Here is a 15,301-nt window from a genome sequence, read left to right on the forward strand (position 1 = left end):
TCTTTATCAATTGGCTTTGCGAAATACTTCATTAACTAATACAAATCTATATTATGACTAAACAACTAGCCCAGTATTCAGTTCCCGCTGAAAATTCACGTGTTATCCGTGTATTCCTTTCGTCAACGTTCAGAGACATGGAGATGGAACGTTCTGCATTAGTCAAACTCTTTAAGGGTTTGCAAGTGAAGGCTGCCAGCCGTGGTGCCACCATTTCATTGGTTGATTTGCGTTGGGGAATCACAGAAGAAGATGCAAAAAGCGGCAAGGTTGTTGAAATATGCCTGAAAGAGATCGTTAACTCCCGGCCTTTCTTCATTGGTATGGTAGGCGACCGCTATGGATGGTGTCCCAGTTATGAAGATTTATCTCAAACTCTGAATGACAGCTTGGAATATCGTTGGATAGAAGATGACTTGAATCACCATTTGAGTGTGACGGAAATTGAAATGCAGTTTGGTGTACTGCGCAATCCCAATCCGTTACATGCCTATTTTTATATAAAACAGTCGGCAGATGATGAACTGTCTTGCCCTGAAGAGGAGGCTCTTAAACTGAAACGTCTGAAAGAGAGTATTTTGCAGCAGGATCGTTATCCTGTGCAGGAGTATGATTCGCCCGATCAGTTGTGTAACCTTGTGGAAGCTGCTTTCACGGAATTGCTTGAACGGGAGTTTCCGGATGTACTGACCGTTGAAGATAATCAAGCATTGCAAGAACAACTGACGCGCAATGACCTCTTATTCAATTATCACCCAATACCTGAAGCAGATCAGGCGTTTGCTGATTTTTTGGCGGCAGATGAACAGCGGTGTCTGGTGGTAACGGGCGGTTGCGGTCTTGGCAAGAGTGCTTTGTTGGCTCATTGGAGCGATTTGGTGAACAATGATATGCCGATGATTCCTATCTATCATCGCTTGGATAGTACTACATTGTCTTCTTATCCGGAAACGTTGGCGAGAATGTTAGCTTCCAAATGCCAGAACGCACTCAAGCATCAATCTTTGGGTGAAGAAAATTTGTTCGCAGCGGAAGTATCAAAAGAACTGGACTCGACCCAAAGCACTGCCAAATCCATCATGGACGCCGTGAAAAACTCGGTTTTGATGGGAAATGCTGGCTTGAACACTTTTTCAGGGAACACACTTCGAAACCTCAAGGAGATTGAAGAAGATTTGAATTCTATCCAAAAGTTCAGTCAGTTGTGGAGTGCGTTGGGTGCATCAAGATATCCTATCATTCTGCTGATTGATGACATTAGTTATCTGAATCCGACTGAAGCATCCCTGTTTTCTTTATTTGCATCTATTCCCCCGAACGTGAAAGTCGTGTTGAGCTTTTCTGCGTCATCCACTGCCTACCTGCCCTTTGTTCAGAATGGCTACGCCCATTTCCAGTTGAATGGTTTTTCACAGGCGGATGCCAAGTCGTTCTCAAAGCAATATTTGTCTACTTACTCCAAGGCTTTGTCTGCACAACAGGAAGATATTCTTGCTTCGTGGGTGCTGGCTAAACAACCGCGCTGTTTAAGTGTATTGCTCAACGAGCTGGTTTCGTTCGGTCAGTACGATGCTCTCAATGAATATATGAGTGGATATTGCCGGCTCAATGAGGTTGGGCAATTCTATGACAGTGTGCTACGGCGTTTGTCGGCTGATTATGGTTTCGAAGAGATTGGAAGAACGCTTCTGATGCTTTCACTTACTTTAGAAGGATTTACCGAAGATGAAGTGAAGAGCATGGCAGACATTAATCAGATACTTTGGTCGCAGTTGAGAGTGGAAATGAGCAGCTGGCTTACCAACAAAGGAGGACGATATTGCATTGGTGACACACAAATGGTAGAGGCAATCGAACGCTATTTCGCTCAAGATGACGAATGTATAGATGATAGTCGCCATGAAATTATTTCCGCTTTGCTGGATGAGGAAGAGGTCCTTTCCCATCCGTTGACTTTTGCCGATTATAACTATCGCATGAAACAGTTCTGCTACCATGATTCGTATCGCTATAAAGTGGAGATTACCTATCAATGCTATAAGATGCAAGAATGGGATATATTGAAGGATTGGATTTGTGATGTGGAGATTTTCGAGATTTTGTATCGCACGAATCGTTCTCTGTTGGAAGATAGCTGGAAGGCGATCATGAACGACAATCCTGAAGTTACGCCTGAAGTCTATGCCGAATTGGACTTTGATGAGATCGATTCTTTTTTAATTCCTGTCATTGCTAATGATATGGCTACTTTCTTGAGCAGTTCTTTCCATCTGACGAAGGCGGCAGCTGCTGTGAGTGAGAAGAGTATGGAAGGTGCTGCCATGCCACTCATTGCCAAGTCGGTATTGAAGATGAATGAGGGATGCCGCTATGCCCGTAATGAAGAGTACGAAACGGCATGCGACTGTTTCTTGAAAGCATTGGTGATGCAGGAAAACATTGTACCTACTCCGGAACTGGAGATTGCCAACACCTGCCGAAATCTAGCTCTGGCATATTACTACAATGAGCAATACAATGAAGCAGTGATCTATCTGAATAGGGCGCTTGATTATCATGCGGCTTCTGCTGACGAGAAGAGTCAGGCAGAAGTCATTGAACTTTCCGAATATCTGGCTTATTGTGATTACTATAAGGATGAGGAAGAGAGTGCTGCCGAGAAATTCCGGAAAGTAGCTGAAATGCATGAGTCGTTGAATGGCAGACTGTCCGGTGGAGTGGCTAAATGTTTGCGTATGCAGGGTAAATGTCTTTATTATATCAAACGATACGATGAAGCATGGATGCTGATGAATCAGGCGTTGGACATTGCTATACAGATAGATAGTAAAAAACAGATCGTCGCTTGTCATAAACAGTTGTATTATCTGTGCAGGGAATTCAAACGGATGATGAATGAACGTGGCGATGAGCAGGCATCTACTTTATTCTTCCGTGAGTCTCTTCTGCATGAAATGTATTTCAGCGAAAAACCGCGTCTGGCGGAACTGACTGTCCGCTACGAGGCATTGAGATGTGATATTATGCAGCAGTATTACATGAATAAAGACTATGATAACGTGATTCGTATTGCAACGTCTTTGGATTTTCACGATGATACTGACCCTAATGCTTCCTGTCTGGTATATTATTACAAAGCACAGGCTTATGTGAAGTTGGAGAATTATCCAATGGCGAAAGAGGCTTTCTTCAGAGAGTTCGAACTGCGAAAGAAGTATTTGGGATGGGAGGAAGAAGATACGATTCTGGCTTGTCAGAACTTAGGGGTTTTGCACAGCTTTTGTAATGAACGGGAAGAGGCGCTGGCTTGTTTCCGTGAGGCGTACGGTCATGAAGTGAAAAAGAATGGCGAGGATTCTGAAATGGCGCAAAAGCTACTTCAATATATCAGCGTGGTTGAATCATAACGGAGGCATACTTCCCTTTTTTGTTAACTTTTACATTCCTGCTATACGGAAATCGACTTTATTTCCTTACATTTGCAGATATAAACTATCAACAGAAAGAAGAATGTCTAAATATCCCCTTTTAGGAATGACTCTTGTAGAGCTTCAATCATTGACAAAAAGACTGGGTATGCCCGGCTTTGCTGCCAAGCAGATTGCATCCTGGCTTTACGAAAAGAAGGTAGCCTCGATTGATGATATGACTAATTTGTCATTGAAACACCGGGAGTTGCTCAAGCAGAACTATGAGGTGGGAGCGGAAGCTCCGGTAGATGAAATGCGCTCTGTAGATGGTACGGTGAAGTATCTTTATAAAGTGGGTGAGAACCATTTTGTAGAGTCGGTTTATATACCGGATGATGACCGGGCAACGTTGTGCGTGTCGTCACAAGTAGGTTGCAAGATGAACTGTAAGTTCTGTATGACCGGTAAACAGGGGTATACGGCTAACCTGACCGCCAGCCAGATCATAAACCAGATTCATTCGCTGCCGGAACGGGACAAACTGACTAATGTCGTAATGATGGGAATGGGCGAGCCGCTCGATAACCTGGATGAGGTATTGAAGGCATTGGAACTACTGACCGCTACCTACGGTTACGCATGGAGTCCGAAGCGTATCACGCTTTCTACAGTCGGGCTACGGAAAGGATTGCAGCGTTTTATTGAAGAAAATGACTGCCACCTTGCCATCAGCCTTCACTCTCCGCTGACCGTTCAGCGTGCTGAATTAATGCCGGCGGAAAAGGCGTTTTCAATCACCGAAATGGTGGAACTGTTAAAAAACTATGATTTTAGTAAACAACGTCGACTTTCGTTTGAATATATTGTTTTTAAAGGGCTCAATGATTCGCAGGTCTATGCCAAAGAGTTGCTGAAACTTCTTCGCGGGCTGGATTGCAGGGTGAATCTGATTCGTTTTCATGCCATACCGGGGGTAGACCTCGAGGGGGCGGATATGGATACGATGACCCGTTTTCGTGATTATCTGACGTCACACGGACTTTTCACCACTATCCGTTCATCCAGGGGCGAAGATATTTTTGCCGCTTGCGGTATGCTGTCGACAGCGAAACAGGAGAAAAATAATGAAAGTTAATATATAAAACCGAACATCATGAAAAAGTACTCTTTTATTTTATGCATCGCTTTGGTAGCCTTTGTCGTTGCATCTTGTGGTCTGAAAGGAAATCACACCTCTAGTGGTCGTGCTTACGAGCTTTTGGTTGTAGTAGATCACGGTGTTTGGGATCGTGCTGCCGGAAGGGCTTTACATGATGCGCTCGATGCTGATATGCCCGGTTTGCCGCAGTCGGAACCTTCTTTCCGGATTATGTATACTTCGCCGAAAGATTATGATTCTACGCTGAAGTTGATACGTAACATTATTATTGTAGATATACAGGATATATATACGAAAGCCTCGTTCAAATATGCGAAGGACGTGTATGCCAATCCGCAGATGATATTGACTATCCAGGCTCCGAACGAAGAAGAGTTCGAGAAGTTTGTGGAAGAGAACAAAAAGACGATTGTCGACTTCTTTACCCGTGCGGAAATGAACCGTCAGATTACGTTTCTAGAAGGGAAACACAGTAATTTCATTTCGCAGAAAGTGGACAGTTTGTTCGGATGCGACATCTGGGTGGATGCCGAACTGGCTAATTCAAAGACCGGGGATGATTTCTTCTGGGCTTCTACCAACACAGGTACTGCCGACCGTAACTTTGTGATGTACTCTTATCCGTACACTGACAAGGATACGTTTACCAAAGAATATTTTGTGCACAAACGTGACTCCGTGATGAAAGCCAATATTCCCGGATTCAAGGAGGGCGTTTATATGTCGACCGATAGTTTGCTGACCGATGTCCGTCCGATCAATGTGCAGAACAGCTACACAATGGAAGCACGTGGCCTGTGGCGTATGAAGGGCGACTTTATGGGTGGTCCGTATGTGTCTCATACTCGTCTGGACGAGAAAAACCAACGAATTATTACAGCAGAAATATTTGTTTATTCACCTGATAAAATGAAACGCAACCTGGTACGCCAGATGGAAGCATCTCTGTATACACTGAAACTTCCGAATGAAGTTCAGCAGAAGCAGATTCCATTGGGAGAAGCATCTAAGGAAGCGGAACAAACTAATAAATAAAAACATGGAAGATAACAAGATAAGGATAGGTATCACCCAAGGAGATATTAACGGGGTGGGCTATGAGGTGATTCTTAAGACATTTTCCGACCCTACAATGTTGGAACTATGTACTCCGATCATTTATGGCTCACCGAAAGTAGCGGCTTATCATCGCAAAGCGCTGGATATACAGGCCAATTTCAGCATTGTCAACTCTGCTACCGAAGCGGGGTACAACCGTTTGAGTGTGGTGAACTGTACGGATGATGAGGTGAAAGTGGAATTTTCCAAACCCGACCCCGAAGCCGGTAAAGCTGCGCTGGGGGCTTTGGAACGTGCCATTGAAGAATATCGCGAAGGGTTGATAGACGTTATCGTAACAGCTCCGATCAACAAACATACGATTCAGTCGGAAGAGTTCTCTTTCCCCGGACATACGGAATATATCGAAGAACGTCTGGGCAATGGTGATAAGTCATTGATGATTTTGATGAAGAATGACTTCCGGGTGGCTTTGGTGACGACACATATCCCTGTCAGAGAGATCGCGACTACGATTACCAAAGAACTGATTCAGGAGAAACTGATGATATTCCATCGTTGCCTGAAACAGGATTTCGGTATCGGCGCTCCGCGTATTGCGGTGCTCTCTCTCAATCCTCATGCCGGAGACGGTGGTTTGTTGGGAATGGAAGAGCAGGAAGTGATTATCCCTGCCATGAAAGAAATGGAAGAGAAAGGAATCCTTTGCTACGGTCCTTATGCGGCCGACGGCTTTATGGGTTCAGGCAATTATACTCATTTTGACGGTATCCTGGCGATGTATCACGATCAGGGGCTGGCTCCGTTCAAGGCCTTGGCTATGGAAGACGGGGTGAACTATACGGCAGGCCTGCCGGTAGTACGTACTTCTCCGGCTCATGGAACGGCATACGATATTGCAGGCAAGGGATTGGCTTGTGAAGATTCTTTCCGTCAGGCAATCTATGTTGCCATCGATGTGTTCCGTAATCGTCAGCGGGAAAAAGTGGCTCGTGCCAATCCGTTGCGTAAACAGTATTACGAGAAACGTGACGATAGTGATAAACTGAAGCTGGATACAGTAGACGAAGATTAAAAACGAGTGATGACGAGAGCAGAGATACAACAAGTGAAACAGCGTTTCGGTATTATTGGAAATACTGAAGCATTGTCGCGCGCCATAGATGTTGCCATTCAGGTAGCTCCTACCGATTTGTCTGTGCTGATTACCGGAGAAAGTGGAGTCGGAAAAGAAAGTTTTCCGCAGATTATTCATCAATATAGCCGGAGGAAGCACGGACAGTATATTGCTGTCAACTGTGGTGCTATTCCGGAGGGCACGATTGATTCCGAACTGTTCGGGCATGAGAAGGGTGCGTTTACCGGTGCGATTGGCGAACGGAAAGGGTACTTTGGCGAAGCCGACGGTGGTACTATTTTCCTTGATGAAGTAGGGGAGTTGCCGATGCCTACCCAGGCGCGTTTGCTCCGTGTGTTGGAGAGTGGCGAGTTTATAAAAGTAGGTTCGTCCAAAGTGCAAAAGACGGATGTTCGTATTGTGGCAGCTACCAATGTCAATCTGACACAAGCGATTGCAGAAGGACGTTTCCGTGAAGATTTATATTACCGGTTGAATACGGTGCCTATCCAAATACCGCCTTTGCGTGAACGTGGTGACGATGTACTTTTGTTGTTCCGTAAGTTTTCCGCAGACTTTGCAGAGAAATACCGGATGCCTGCTATCCAGTTGACGGAGGATGCGAAGAAAGAGTTATTGGCTTACCCGTGGCCCGGCAACGTTCGTCAGTTGAAGAACATCACCGAGCAAATATCTATCATTGAAACCAACAGGGAGATCTCTGCTGCTATCTTGCAGAATTATCTTCCCGCACAAAATACGCAACGTCTTCCCGCGCTGATGGGAACGCGTGAGAGTAAAGGCTTTGAGAGCGAACGGGAGATTCTTTATTCTGTTCTGTTCGATATGCGCCAGGAAGTGGCGGAGCTGAAGAAGATGGTGCACAACCTGATGGCGGAACGTGCCGGACAGGTGGGGCAGGTAGGACAAGTGGGAACGGTGGTTACTACTCCGGTAGTGACGACACACCAGCCTTCGGTACCTGCGATCATTCATACCATGCAGCCTGCGGTTTGCAAGGATGATGACGACATACAAGACACGGAAGAATATGTAGAAGAACCTCCTTTGTCACTGGACGAAGTGGAAAAAGAAATGATACGCAAAGCACTTGAAAGGCATCACGGAAAGCGGAAGAGTGCGGCCAAGGACTTGAATATTTCCGAGCGTACACTTTATAGAAAAATAAAAGAATATGAATTGGATTAAGAAAATAATACGCCCTTTGTTACTGTTCGGCTTGCCGTTGGTAGTCATTGCGTGCACTGTTTCCTATAAGTTTAACGGATCGTCTATCAATTATGATAAGGTAAAGACCATTTCGATAGCCGACTTCCCGATCAAGTCGGAGTATGTGTATGCTCCGTTGGCAACCAAGTTTAATGAGGACCTGAAAGATATCTTCATCCGGCAGACCCGTCTGCAACTGCTCAAGCCGAGTCAAAATGCCGACTTGCAGATTGACGGAGAAATCACAGGTTACAATCAGTACAATCAGGCAGTATCTGCCGACGGTTATTCTTCGGAGACGAAGTTGACTATCACCGTCAATGTGCGTTTTGTCAACAACACCAATCATGCCGAAGACTTTGAACAACAGTTTTCTGCGTTCCGTACTTACGACTCTACCCAGTTGTTGACTGCCGTACAGGACGGATTGATTGCTGAAATGTCTAAAGAGATCACCGACCAAATTTTTAATGCAACTGTAGCAAACTGGTAATATAAATGACTTCTGTTAACTTTCAACAATGGATTCAGCATCCCGAGACGCTGAATAGGGATACTTTGTACGAACTGCGCAATCTTCTTGCGAGGTATCCGTATTTTCAGTCACTTCGTCTGCTGTATCTGAAGAATCTGTATATTCTCCATGATATTAGTTTCGGTGGAGAACTGCGGAAAGCAGTTCTTTACATTGCAGACAGACGGCAGTTGTTCCGGTTGATTGAAGGTGACCGCTATGATGTGCAGGCACGGAAAAAGGGAGTACCTCTCACGGAGGTGCTGAAAGACGAACCGTCCGTAGACCGCACATTAGCATTGATCGACGCTTTCTTGTCCACAGTACCCGAAGAGGTGACTGCCCGGACCAGTTTCGACTATTCGATGGATTACACCTCTTTCCTTTTGGAGGAGACTCCGGCCACGGAACAGCCGGCTGAAGAAACGCCCAAACTCAAAGGCTTCGAACTGATTGACGACTTTATAGAAAAGAGCGAGAGCGACTCTCCCCTCTGCATGAAACCTTTAAGAGAAGAAATGCCATCTTCGCCAACCTCTTCGGACGAACTTACCGAAGAAGAAACGATGAAGGAAGAAGAGGAAGATGACAGCTGTTTTACGGAAACTTTGGCAAAAATCTATGTTAAACAGCAACGATATTCAAAAGCTCTTGAAATAATTAAAAAATTAAGCTTGAAATATCCAAAAAAAAATGCTTACTTTGCAGACCAAATCAGATTTTTGGAGAAATTGATTATTAACGCTAATTCAAAATAACTAAAAATGTACTTATTATTCGTTATCTTAATGGTTATTGCAGCCTTGTTGATGTGTTTCATCGTGCTGATTCAGAACTCAAAAGGAGGCGGACTTGCTTCTGGTTTCTCTTCATCTAACGCCATCATGGGCGTACGCAAGACTACAGACTTTCTGGAAAAAGCAACATGGGGCCTGGCCATCTTTATGGTTGTAATGAGCATTGCTACTGCTTATGTAGTTCCTCGTTCTGCAGTTGTTAAAGATGCAGTGTTGGAACAGGCACAGAAAGAACAACAGACTAACCCGTATAACTTACCCGCAGGTACGGCTGCGCCGCAAACTGAAGCTCCTGCTACCAATGCACCTGCTACAGAAACTCCGGCACCGGCTACTGAAACTCCTGCTCCTGCAGCAGAGTAATTCACTCCGTCGTCAGGTAAGACTTTGGGGTAAAACCATTAATGGGAAGGTGCAGACGGATGCTGCATTTCTTTGATATTTAAGTGCGGATTACGCAGATTACACGGATTTTCAATGTTCCGCGTGGTCAGTGTAATCCGCACTTAACTTTTTCTTGTAAAAACAATCTCTTTGTGATAGAAACAAACGAGATTTAACTACCTTTGTTGGCTGTATAAGATTATTAACTACTTTTTTAAATATAACAATGACAGAACATTTGAAACAGAAATTGAATGACTCCGCCGTACTCCGATGGAGTGTTCTAGCATTGGTCGCATTTACTATGCTATGCGGCTATTTCCTCACCGACGTAATGTCTCCTCTAAAACCCATGCTTGAGAAAGAACTATTATGGGATAGTCTTGATTATGGATTCTTCACAAGCGCTTACGGTTGGTTTAACGTATTCTTGTTGATGCTGATCTTCGGTGGTATCATTTTGGACAAAATGGGAGTTCGTTTCACCGGAATGGGAGCTTGCTTATTGATGGTGTTTGGTTGTGGATTGAAATACTATGCGATTTCTACTACTTTTCCGGAAGGTGCCATGCTCTTTGGATTTAAAACACAGGTGACGTTGGCTGCATTGGGATATGCTATCTTTGGTGTAGGTGTGGAGATTGCTGGTATCACTGTTTCCAAGATTATAGTGAAATGGTTCAAGGGCAAGGAAATGGCATTGGCTATGGGACTTGAAATGGCTACGGCACGTATCGGAACAACTCTGGCGATGGTATTGACAGTTCCTTTGGCAGACTTTTTCGGATCTACGGATGAGAGTGGCACATTCCATACAAATATTCCTGCTCCGATTTTGTTTTGTCTGATTATGTTGTGCGTGGGTACGATTGCTTTTTTCCTTTATACTTTCTATGATAAGAAGTTGGATGCTTCTTTGGATGCAGAGGGATTGGAACCGGAAGAACCGTTCCGTATGAAAGATATTGTGTATATTATTACCAATAAAGGATTCTGGTTGATTGCATTACTATGTGTATTGTTCTACTCGGCTGTATTCCCCTTTATCAAGTATGCTGCCGACTTGATGGTGCAGAAATATAACGTAGATCCGAAGTTGGCGGGAACGATTCCCGGATTGTTGCCGATTGGTGCGATTATCCTGACTCCGTTGTTCGGTTCGCTTTATGACCGTATCGGTAAGGGAGCCACATTGATGATAATCGGATCAGTGATGCTTATTTTTGTGCATACGATGTTTGCTCTGCCTATACTGAATATATGGTGGTTTGCTACTATCATCATGATTATATTGGGATTTGCCTTCTCGTTGGTGCCTTCAGCTATGTGGCCGTCTGTTCCGAAGATTATTCCGGAAAAACAGTTGGGTACCGCATACGCATTGATTTTCTGGGTACAGAACTGGGGATTGATGGGTGTTCCTTTGTTGATCGGATGGGTGTTGAATACTTATTGCAAAGGTCCGGTAGTAGACGGTGCACAGACTTATGACTACACGTTGCCGATGACTATTTTTGCTCTCTTTGGTGTACTTGCTCTGATTGTGGCTTTGATGTTGAAGGCAGAGAACAAGAAGAAGGGATACGGTCTGGAAGAGGCGAATATCCAAAAGTAACTGGGAAATTCAATACCTAAAGTAACAAAGGAATTTTGTATCAAGGTGTAAACAAAAGGGTATCAGTATGAATACTCTGAAATAAAAAATAAGAAGTATGGCTGCCAAAGAGAAAATCAACCTGTTAGAGGTCATTCCCTGTCGCAGTGAACATATTACAGCAGAAAGGGAAGGGGAGACAATTGTGCTCTCCTTTCCCCGTTTTAAATATCCGTGGATGCAACGCTTCCTTGTGCCGAAAGGAATGTCGAAAGAACTTCATGTGAAATTGGAAGAACACGGTACGGCTGTATGGGAACTGATAGATGGAAAACGCAATGTTCGTGAGATTATAGAAAAACTCGCAGACCATTTTCAAAATGAAGAGGGCTACGAGTCGCGTGTATCGGCTTATCTTTCTCAAATGCAGAAAGATGGATTTATAAAACTGGTGATACCAGTCGCATAAATAGGAATTTATATTTCACCACAGAGGACACGGAGGACACAGAGTTCTTCTCTCTCTTTCCGCAAGTAAAACAGAGCGATAAATACGATTCTCAATACGTGAGACTCTGTGTTACTCTATAGTGAATAAAAAAGATTAAACCTCTGTGTCCTCCGTGTCCTCTGTGGTGAATTTATTATTATTTATTTGATAAATACAGCCCAAAGTATGACGGCAATTGCTATCAGGACTCCCATGATAATAAGCGTTCCCCAAACAAAATAATTGCTGTCTTTCTCTTTCTTTTTCTCCGAGTCGTGGATGATACGTTCCATTTCTTCGGGAGTGGTATTGGGTAGTGGATAAGGTTCGTTTGCACGGTTTAAATGCTTCAACTTGTCGTTAGCACGTTCACGACGTAGGCGGGAAGCTTCCCGTCCCTCTTTTATTCGGCGTATCATGTCGAATGCATGTCCTTCACCAACCATATTCTTTGTTTTTTAGAAGTTCACTTTCTCGTTTTTCTATTTCCCTTCTTCTCTGTCCACTTTGAGCAATCCTCCCGTATTCGGATCAAAATAAACTTTGATGGTAGAATTCTTGTTGAACAAAACCGGAGCCAGATATTCTATCACACCAAATTGAGTAATAGGAAGTTCACCTTCGTAAAGTTTCTTTTTGCCGTCGGTCAATGTAACCATAGCTTGTCCGGGTACGTTGTAGGCGATTCCATCCAAATCTTTCTTCTTCTTACCATCTTCCTGTGGTATCTTGACCGATTTCAGGTCTTTCAGACTGATATAAAACGGAGTTCCTGCCAAATCATTGTTGGCAACTACACCTAACTTCTTCGAGAAGCGGAAAGCAACTTCATTGTTAAATTCCTTGTCAGGGGTAAGGCGGACAGTGAATGTTCTCTCTTCCTTGTTGCAGGTGCCGGAGAACATTTGCGTCATGGCTTCTTCCTGTGCATTCAGATTGTCGAGCATAATCTTAAGCTGTGCTCCGTCTGAAGGCATATTGTCAGCCTGTCCGCGCAATAAGGCATTTTTGCTTTCGCGGATGTTATAGATTTCTTTAGCCACCAGTTCGGCCATCTTGGCGGTAGAGCTAGCCATCAGAATCTCTTCGGTCAGGAATTCACGAGGATTTGCTTTCTTTTGGAGGACTGTGGGAGCGGGAGCGGCTTTTTTGCCTACACTGCTGTTGCTGTAAGGAACATTGATCGTTTTCACAATGCCATCCTCTGTCAGTTCCATGAGCGGTGCTACTGTCTTATCCTTCAATTTTACGAAATACGTCGTTTCGCTGTTGGGCACACCTACGGATTTCACTTTTACGCTAGTCAGTTCCCAGTACTCTTCAGGGTCGGCGGAGACATTGGTCAGTCGCAGGTAACGATCAGCATATTTGCTGAATTCTCCCGGAGTATAGTTGACTTTGTTGGCTTTTATTTCAAGTTCTATTTGGGTTTTGGGAAGACTGTAAACCACTCCATAGTCTTTTCCTCGGGTAACCCCTGTCAGTACTTCGGTTTGTGCATAGGCGGACGTTGTCATAAGTAGTCCTGCTGCTATAATCAACTTTTTCATATTCGGTTCTTTTTAACTGGTTTTGAAAACAAAGTTAATGAAGTTATTGAAAAAACTGTAAGTTCTTAACTTTTATTCGCTTACAAGTCGCCATGCTGTCGGCAGACAGGTGATAATATCGCTTGCGATCATTCCGATCATTCCTTGCTTCTTTTGAGCGACATCGCCCGCCAATCCGTGAATGTAAGTGCCGATTTTAGCGGCTTCTTCGGTGGGATAACCTTGGGCAAGCAGCGCCAGGATTACTCCGGTCAGTACGTCACCGCTACCTCCGGTTGCCATTCCCGGATTTCCGGTTGGGTTGAAGAAACATTTACCTTCGGGGGTGATGATGGCGGAGTAGGCTCCTTTTAAAATAATGTGGACATGGGCGGCACGGGCCAGTTCGCAAGCCTTCATCAGACGTTCGTAAGAGTCCTGGCATTTGCCGGTCAGACGTTCCAGTTCTTTCGGATGCGGGGTGAGGATGGAACCCTTCGGCAGGTGGGTAAGGGTATGGCGGTGGTTGGCGAGGATATTAAGAGCGTCGGCATCCACTACAACAGGAGTCTGGCAGTGTTCCAGTTGCTCCAACAAGGCAGCTTCCGTTTCCTCGTTTCGTCCCAGTCCCGGGCCGATGCCGACTGCTTGATAGTCGTCCGTATCGGTAGGTACGGCAAAACAGGTTTCGTTGATGTCGGTTTCTACGATTGCTTCGGGTATGGAGGTCTGCAAGATGTCGTTGTTGCACATTGGTGCATGAACAGTCAGCAACCCTACTCCCGAACGGAGGCAGGCGCGGGCAGCGAGAACAGAGGCTCCTGCCATTCCTTTTGAACCGGCAATCAATAGTGCATGGCCGAAGTTCCCCTTGTGGGCAAACTGTTTGCGTGGCTTGATGAGTGAACGGATTTCTTCTATTTCCAACATTTCGTAGTTAGTCTCCATCTCTTCAATACCGTCTTCGCTTAATTGGATATCCAGCACTTCCCATTCTCCGACAAATTCAGTGTTCTCTGCGAAAAGAAAGGCGAGCTTCGGCAGTTGCAGACTGAAAGTTACGTCGGCGCGGATAATATTAGCTTTTACGTTGAATGTATTTTCTTCTCCCATTAGTCCGGAAGGAATGTCGATGGCTACTACCATGGCAGGGGAGGAATTGATGTATTTCACTACGGCAGCGAATCCACCGCTCAACGGTTTGTTCAGGCCTGAACCGAATAATCCGTCGATTACCAGATGATCGGGCGTCAGGACGGGAGGTACGAATTGGGTACTGATTTCGTGGAATTTTACTTCTTCCATCATTTCTACCAGTTCTTTATTGGTCTGGCAGTCGGGTGAAAGTTCTCCTTTCGTGTTGAAGAGAAATACCTCGATTTTATATCCTTTTTCAGCCATCATGCGGGCTACGGCGAGAGCGTCTCCGCCATTATTCCCCGGTCCGGCAAAGATAGTGACCGGCGTTTCCGTATTCCATCTGTCTGTGATGGCTTTTGTTAATACGGTTGCTGCACGTTCCATCAGATCGATTGATGCAATAGGTTCGTTCTCAATGGTATAAGCGTCCAATTTCTTGATACTGCTGCTTGGAAATATTTTCATTGCGATGTTCTTTTAGTTTTCGGATTACAAATGTACATGATTCTTCTGACTTTTCCCGTTTGTTGTGGGAAGAAAACCATAATTGCAACTTTTAATTCATCATTAGTTCTATCTTTTGGTCAGAGAAATATCTGTTTTTGAACTATTAAGTGTTAGAATAACTCCGCCAAAAAATAATTCAATGCAGCACCATTATGAACTTACTTTTATTTCTCCTGAAAAAGATTTCTGGTTCTTCGTCAAATTTGGTGGTACTTCTTCTATTGTGAATAAATAATCTTCGCTCTCAGTAGTTTAATTCCTGCCCTATTGTACATCTGTCTTTTTACCGCTTTAATTTTATTCACTGGAGGTTGTGTCAAAACGTTGGCACAACCTCTTTTATATTTTACAGTTCTGCTATATTTTCTTTT

The 15,301-nt window shown here is 44.4% G+C and carries 13 protein-coding genes; 10 read left to right on the forward strand and 3 right to left on the reverse strand.

Annotated elements, in window-relative coordinates:
- The first annotated feature begins 53 nt into the window (after positions 1-53).
- The 10 genes from DWZ47_RS15025 (at position 54) to DWZ47_RS15070 (ending at position 11,733) form a co-directional block, all read left to right on the forward strand.
- On the forward strand, positions 54-3,407 hold the full coding sequence (locus DWZ47_RS15025; RefSeq protein WP_117513692.1) for a DUF4062 domain-containing protein: 3,354 nt from the start codon (positions 54-56) through the stop codon (positions 3,405-3,407).
- Between the two features lie 103 nt (positions 3,408-3,510).
- Positions 3,511-4,545 carry a 23S rRNA (adenine(2503)-C(2))-methyltransferase RlmN gene (gene rlmN / locus DWZ47_RS15030; RefSeq protein ID WP_004309803.1) on the forward strand — a complete coding sequence of 345 codons (1,035 nt, stop codon included), beginning with the start codon at positions 3,511-3,513 and terminating at the stop codon, positions 4,543-4,545.
- 18 nt (positions 4,546-4,563) lie between these two features.
- Positions 4,564-5,604, forward strand: coding sequence for a DUF4837 family protein (locus DWZ47_RS15035; RefSeq protein ID WP_004309802.1), 1,041 nt, complete (start codon positions 4,564-4,566; stop codon positions 5,602-5,604).
- Positions 5,605-5,608: 4 nt separating this feature from the next.
- A complete protein-coding gene (gene pdxA, locus DWZ47_RS15040; protein WP_117513694.1) occupies positions 5,609-6,703 on the forward strand; it encodes a 4-hydroxythreonine-4-phosphate dehydrogenase PdxA in 1,095 nt (364 codons plus the stop codon).
- 9 nt (positions 6,704-6,712) lie between these two features.
- A complete protein-coding gene (locus DWZ47_RS15045) occupies positions 6,713-7,954 on the forward strand; it encodes a sigma-54 interaction domain-containing protein (protein WP_004304664.1) in 1,242 nt (413 codons plus the stop codon).
- On the forward strand, positions 7,941-8,468 hold the full coding sequence (gene lptE, locus DWZ47_RS15050) for an LptE family protein (protein ID WP_004301888.1): 528 nt from the start codon (positions 7,941-7,943) through the stop codon (positions 8,466-8,468). Before DWZ47_RS15045 ends, lptE begins: the two co-directional genes overlap by 14 nt.
- A gap of 5 nt (positions 8,469-8,473) precedes the next feature.
- Positions 8,474-9,247 (forward strand): hypothetical protein, encoded by a 774-nt coding sequence (locus DWZ47_RS15055; RefSeq protein ID WP_008645322.1) that lies wholly within the window; start codon positions 8,474-8,476, stop codon positions 9,245-9,247.
- A gap of 6 nt (positions 9,248-9,253) precedes the next feature.
- The gene (secG, locus tag DWZ47_RS15060; protein WP_008651012.1) at positions 9,254-9,649 is read left to right on the forward strand and encodes a preprotein translocase subunit SecG; all 396 of its coding nucleotides are present in this window, start codon (positions 9,254-9,256) and stop codon (positions 9,647-9,649) included.
- A 247-nt stretch (positions 9,650-9,896) separates the two neighbouring features.
- Positions 9,897-11,285, forward strand: a complete 1,389-nt coding sequence (locus tag DWZ47_RS15065; protein WP_004301891.1) for an MFS transporter — start codon at positions 9,897-9,899, stop codon at positions 11,283-11,285.
- A 97-nt stretch (positions 11,286-11,382) separates the two neighbouring features.
- Positions 11,383-11,733: a PqqD family protein gene (locus DWZ47_RS15070; protein WP_004301892.1), complete on the forward strand. Its 351-nt coding sequence runs from the start codon at positions 11,383-11,385 to the stop codon at positions 11,731-11,733.
- A 182-nt stretch (positions 11,734-11,915) separates the two neighbouring features.
- On the opposite strand, the gene DWZ47_RS15075 is transcribed toward DWZ47_RS15070, so the two are convergent.
- From DWZ47_RS15075 to DWZ47_RS15085, 3 genes are all read right to left on the reverse strand, one after another.
- Positions 11,916-12,200, reverse strand: a complete 285-nt coding sequence (locus DWZ47_RS15075; RefSeq protein WP_004301893.1) for a hypothetical protein — start codon at positions 12,198-12,200, stop codon at positions 11,916-11,918.
- Between the two features lie 36 nt (positions 12,201-12,236).
- Positions 12,237-13,304 carry a DUF4831 family protein gene (locus DWZ47_RS15080; protein ID WP_004301894.1) on the reverse strand — a complete coding sequence of 356 codons (1,068 nt, stop codon included), beginning with the start codon at positions 13,302-13,304 and terminating at the stop codon, positions 12,237-12,239.
- 72 nt (positions 13,305-13,376) lie between these two features.
- Complete coding sequence (locus DWZ47_RS15085) at positions 13,377-14,888, reverse strand: bifunctional ADP-dependent NAD(P)H-hydrate dehydratase/NAD(P)H-hydrate epimerase (protein WP_004304672.1); 1,512 nt, start codon at positions 14,886-14,888, stop codon at positions 13,377-13,379.
- Positions 14,889-15,301: the final 413 nt, after the last annotated feature.

This window comes from Bacteroides sp. AF32-8BH, from assembly GCF_003435205.1.
GTDB lineage: Bacteria > Bacteroidota > Bacteroidia > Bacteroidales > Bacteroidaceae > Bacteroides > Bacteroides ovatus.

What these genes read in the sequence shown, in the direction of transcription:
- DWZ47_RS15075 (WP_004301893.1), bottom strand. Translation starts at nt 12,200, where the DNA reads ATGGTTGGTGAAGGACATGCATTCGACATGATACGCCGAATAAAAGAG.
- DWZ47_RS15045 (WP_004304664.1), top strand. Translation starts at nt 6,713, where the DNA reads ATGACGAGAGCAGAGATACAACAAGTGAAACAGCGTTTCGGTATTATT.
- DWZ47_RS15025 (WP_117513692.1), top strand. Translation starts at nt 54, where the DNA reads ATGACTAAACAACTAGCCCAGTATTCAGTTCCCGCTGAAAATTCACGT.
- pdxA (WP_117513694.1), top strand. Translation starts at nt 5,609, where the DNA reads ATGGAAGATAACAAGATAAGGATAGGTATCACCCAAGGAGATATTAAC.
- rlmN (WP_004309803.1), top strand. Translation starts at nt 3,511, where the DNA reads ATGTCTAAATATCCCCTTTTAGGAATGACTCTTGTAGAGCTTCAATCA.
- DWZ47_RS15085 (WP_004304672.1), bottom strand. Translation starts at nt 14,888, where the DNA reads ATGAAAATATTTCCAAGCAGCAGTATCAAGAAATTGGACGCTTATACC.
- DWZ47_RS15080 (WP_004301894.1), bottom strand. Translation starts at nt 13,304, where the DNA reads ATGAAAAAGTTGATTATAGCAGCAGGACTACTTATGACAACGTCCGCC.
- DWZ47_RS15055 (WP_008645322.1), top strand. Translation starts at nt 8,474, where the DNA reads ATGACTTCTGTTAACTTTCAACAATGGATTCAGCATCCCGAGACGCTG.
- DWZ47_RS15070 (WP_004301892.1), top strand. Translation starts at nt 11,383, where the DNA reads ATGGCTGCCAAAGAGAAAATCAACCTGTTAGAGGTCATTCCCTGTCGC.
- DWZ47_RS15035 (WP_004309802.1), top strand. Translation starts at nt 4,564, where the DNA reads ATGAAAAAGTACTCTTTTATTTTATGCATCGCTTTGGTAGCCTTTGTC.
- lptE (WP_004301888.1), top strand. Translation starts at nt 7,941, where the DNA reads ATGAATTGGATTAAGAAAATAATACGCCCTTTGTTACTGTTCGGCTTG.
- secG (WP_008651012.1), top strand. Translation starts at nt 9,254, where the DNA reads ATGTACTTATTATTCGTTATCTTAATGGTTATTGCAGCCTTGTTGATG.
- DWZ47_RS15065 (WP_004301891.1), top strand. Translation starts at nt 9,897, where the DNA reads ATGACAGAACATTTGAAACAGAAATTGAATGACTCCGCCGTACTCCGA.